The sequence below is a fragment of the Lutibacter sp. genome (assembly GCF_013139515.1).
Lineage (GTDB): Bacteria > Bacteroidota > Bacteroidia > Flavobacteriales > Flavobacteriaceae > Lutibacter.
Map to the genome: position 1 here is coordinate 1 of NZ_WTAR01000095.1, position 3,437 is coordinate 3,437.

3 protein-coding genes are annotated in these 3,437 nt (G+C 30.2%); all 3 read right to left on the minus strand.

Going from position 1 to position 3,437, the window contains the following annotated elements; all coding sequences use genetic code 11:
* Positions 1 to 1,817: M13 family metallopeptidase (locus GQ540_RS08915; protein ID WP_291800191.1), on the minus strand; the 1,817-nt coding region annotated here is incomplete at its 3' end.
* Between the two features lie 83 nt (positions 1,818 to 1,900).
* Positions 1,901 to 2,293: a nucleoside triphosphate pyrophosphohydrolase family protein gene (locus GQ540_RS08920; protein WP_291800193.1), complete on the minus strand. Its 393-nt coding sequence runs from the start codon at positions 2,291 to 2,293 to the stop codon at positions 1,901 to 1,903.
* Positions 2,294 to 2,313: 20 nt separating this feature from the next.
* Positions 2,314 to 3,030: an SDR family NAD(P)-dependent oxidoreductase gene (locus GQ540_RS08925; protein ID WP_291800195.1), complete on the minus strand. Its 717-nt coding sequence runs from the start codon at positions 3,028 to 3,030 to the stop codon at positions 2,314 to 2,316.
* Between the last annotated feature and the right edge of the window lie 407 nt (positions 3,031 to 3,437).

Here is a 3,437-nt window from a genome sequence, read left to right on the forward strand (position 1 = left end):
TATGCAGAATTAATTCCACCTAAATCTCCAATATTTTCACCTAAGGTAAATTCACCATTTAAGTTTATACCTTCTAATGCTTCAACAGCACTGTATTGATCAACTAATTTTTTACCTAAAGCTGCAAATTGTGCTGAATCATCCTCTGTCCACCAATTTTTTAAATTACCATCTGCATCAAATCTTGCCCCTTGATCATCAAAACAATGAGAAATTTCGTGCCCAATTACAGCTCCAATTCCTCCATAATTTACAGCTTCATCAGCTTGATAATTGTAAAAAGGTGGTTGTAAAATTGCTGCAGGAAAAACAATCTCATTGTTTACTGGGTTGAAATATGCATTCACAATTTGCGGTGCCATCCCCCACTCTGTTCTATCCACTTCTTTCCCTAGTTTTTCAATATTTTTGTCAAAATTCCATTTTGAAATATTTGCAGAGTTTTGAAAATAAGAACCACCATCTTTTAGTCCTTTAACATCTAATGCCGCATAATCTTTCCATTTATCTGGATACGCAATTTTAACAGTCATTTTAGTTAATTTCTCTAAAGCTTTCGTCTTTGTATCATCACTCATCCATTCTAAAGCATTTATCCTTTTTTCCATACCAAGCATCACATTTGCAATCATTTCTTCAGCTTTTCCTTTTGCTTCCGGCGGAAATTTTTTGTCTATATATAATTTACCTAATGCTTCACCTATAGCTCCATTTAATGAGGCTAAAGCTCTTTCATCTCTAGGTCTTTGCTGTTTGGCTCCTCTTAACTCTTTACTATAAAACTCCCAATTAGCAACATCTAATTCGTTATTTAACTTTCCTGCAGCTCTATCAATAGCTGTCCAACGCAAATATAATTTTATATCTTTTATTGAACTTGATGCTAGTATTTGCTCAAGTGCCATCATATAATTTGGCTGCATTACAATAACTTTATCTATCGTATTAATTCCAATCTCTTTAAAATAAGTTTCCCAATTTATTGAAGGTGTAATTTCTGAAAGTTCAACAATTGTTTTAGGATTGTATAATTTTCTAGTATCTCTAGATTCTTCCTTTGTAAATCTTGGTTCAGCTAAATTATATTCATACTGAAATACTTTATCTGCATTTGCTATAGCCACTTCTTCTGAATCTCCAAAAAATTGTAACATTCTAGCAATATGTGCAATGTATTTTTTACGTTTCTCTTTGGTATCATCATCTTGATCAACATAATAATCACGAGACAATCCAAGACTCGCAGGAGTTACATAGCCTGCATTCATTTTACTATCTTTTAAATCATTAAACACTGCAAAATTAAAATACCCTGCACCTCCATAAGGAGCCATTTCTGTTAAAAAAAATTGTAAATCTGAAATACTATTAATTGCATCTATTTTAGTTAGAATAGGTTTAATTGGTGCTATTCCTTGCTCCTCTCTAGCAACCGTATCCATAATAGTTTCATAGTAGTTTACTGCTTTTTTCTGGTCAGATTCTAAGGTTAAATTTCCTTCTGCATCTTTTAATTTAGGAAATTTATCTTCAGCTATTGCTTCACTTAAAATTGTTAACACATCTGAATCTGTTTTTTTTCTAAGTTCATTAAATGCTCCCCAAGAAGTTCTATCTGCTGGTATTTCGGTTTTATCTAACCAAGTACCGTTAACATGTCTAAAGAAATCATCATTTGGACGAACTTCATTATCCATATTTTCAACAATAATTCCTGGTATTTTTTCTTCTTCTTGCTTCTCACTTTTACATGAAATTAGCATCGTAATTGCTACTATTGAAGCATAGAGCATTACTTTTTTTACTGTATTTTCCATCCTATAAATTTGATTATTTGATTGAGTTAATTTTTAATTTTATAAAATAACATCTTTTATTATTAATCTCCCTTAAAATAATGTTAAGATTTATCAGTTATTATCTCTGATATATTAGGCTTAAAATAATTAGGCCCTTTCATTACTTTCCCATCTTCTCTATAAATAGGCTTCCCATCAGCACCTAACTTACTCATATTACTACGTTGTATTTCATTAAAAATTGCTTCAATTTTATATTGCATGCCGTGTTCTAAAATTGTTCCACATAAAATATACAACATATCACCTAAGGCATCTGCAACTTCTATTAGGTCATTTTCTTTTGCTGCATCTAAATATTCTTCATTTTCTTCAGCCATTAAATCAAATCGTAATTTTAATTTATTGGTAGGTAAGTTTGCTATTGGCTGGTGTTGAATTCCAAGGCCGAATGCTTCATGAAATTCTTGAACAGCTTTTAATTTATTTTTCATTTTTTCAGTTTGTAGTTTCGTTATAAAAATTTGTATAGTAGTGATGATGGTGCAATTCTTAAAAGAATTGCAACTAAATTCCAACGTTTTGTTATGTATGCTTTTTTCTTTTTCTTTTTTATAGCTGTGTAAATTTGTTTGGTTGCTTTTTCTGTAGTTGACATCCAAAAAGTATTACCAATTGCCATTGAAGTATCTATAAACCCTGGTCTAATATCAGTTACATAAATTTTAGCCTTACTCCTCTTTCCTTTCATCCAAAGTGATTCTAAATAATTTACCTGAAATGCTTTTGAAGCAAAATACGCTGGTACATGCCTATTTCCTCTAATAGATGCAATTGATGAAATTCCTACCAAATGACCAAAACCTTGCTCTCTAAATAAATTATACGCCAAACCATAAATTTTTGTAGCTGCAATAATATTTGTTTGTAATGTAGGTAATTCCTTCTCCCATTCTAGCTTGTAATTTGGATCACCAACACCCGAACTAAAAACAATTAAATCAATAGTTTTTAATGCTGTTTTTAACGCTTCAAATAAGGTTTCGCAAGAATCTAAATTAGTAACATCATGAACTTTAACTATGTAATTTGCGGGATTGGTTTCTCTAATTTCATTTAACAGTTGCTCTCTTCTTCCTGTAATTACAACCTTATAACCATCTTCCACCAATAATTTTGCTAGTTCTTTCCCTATGCCTGAAGTTGCTCCAAAAATTAATGCGTTTCTCATATCTAAATTTTATGTATTTTTGATGATAAATATACACAATATATATGTTTAGCAAAGGACAACTAATTTTTGCCGCCTTGTTTGTAATTGTATTTACAATTTCAATGATTTGGAGCTACAGAAAAGATATTAAAATTCATAGAAAGCATTATAAAAATACATTTATTATAGTAATTGCACTATTTTTAGTAATTGCAATTTTCACTTTAATTACCTTCTCTTTACATTAAAAAAAGTATAAAACTACTCGTTGTGCATTTTGAATAAAATTTGTCAATTCGAGTGAATTTAACGAATGTTAATGAGTAAAATTAGTATCGAGAATCAAATTTTCGTTTTCAAAATAGTTCTCGATACAATTTTCTATCGAAAATTACTCGAACTGACATTCAAATGCATAAAATAAA

Coding starts and splice junctions, on each gene's coding strand:
- GQ540_RS08920 (WP_291800193.1), bottom strand. CDS start 2,293: ATGAAAAATAAATTAAAAGCTGTTCAAGAATTTCATGAAGCATTCGGC.
- GQ540_RS08925 (WP_291800195.1), bottom strand. CDS start 3,030: ATGAGAAACGCATTAATTTTTGGAGCAACTTCAGGCATAGGGAAAGAA.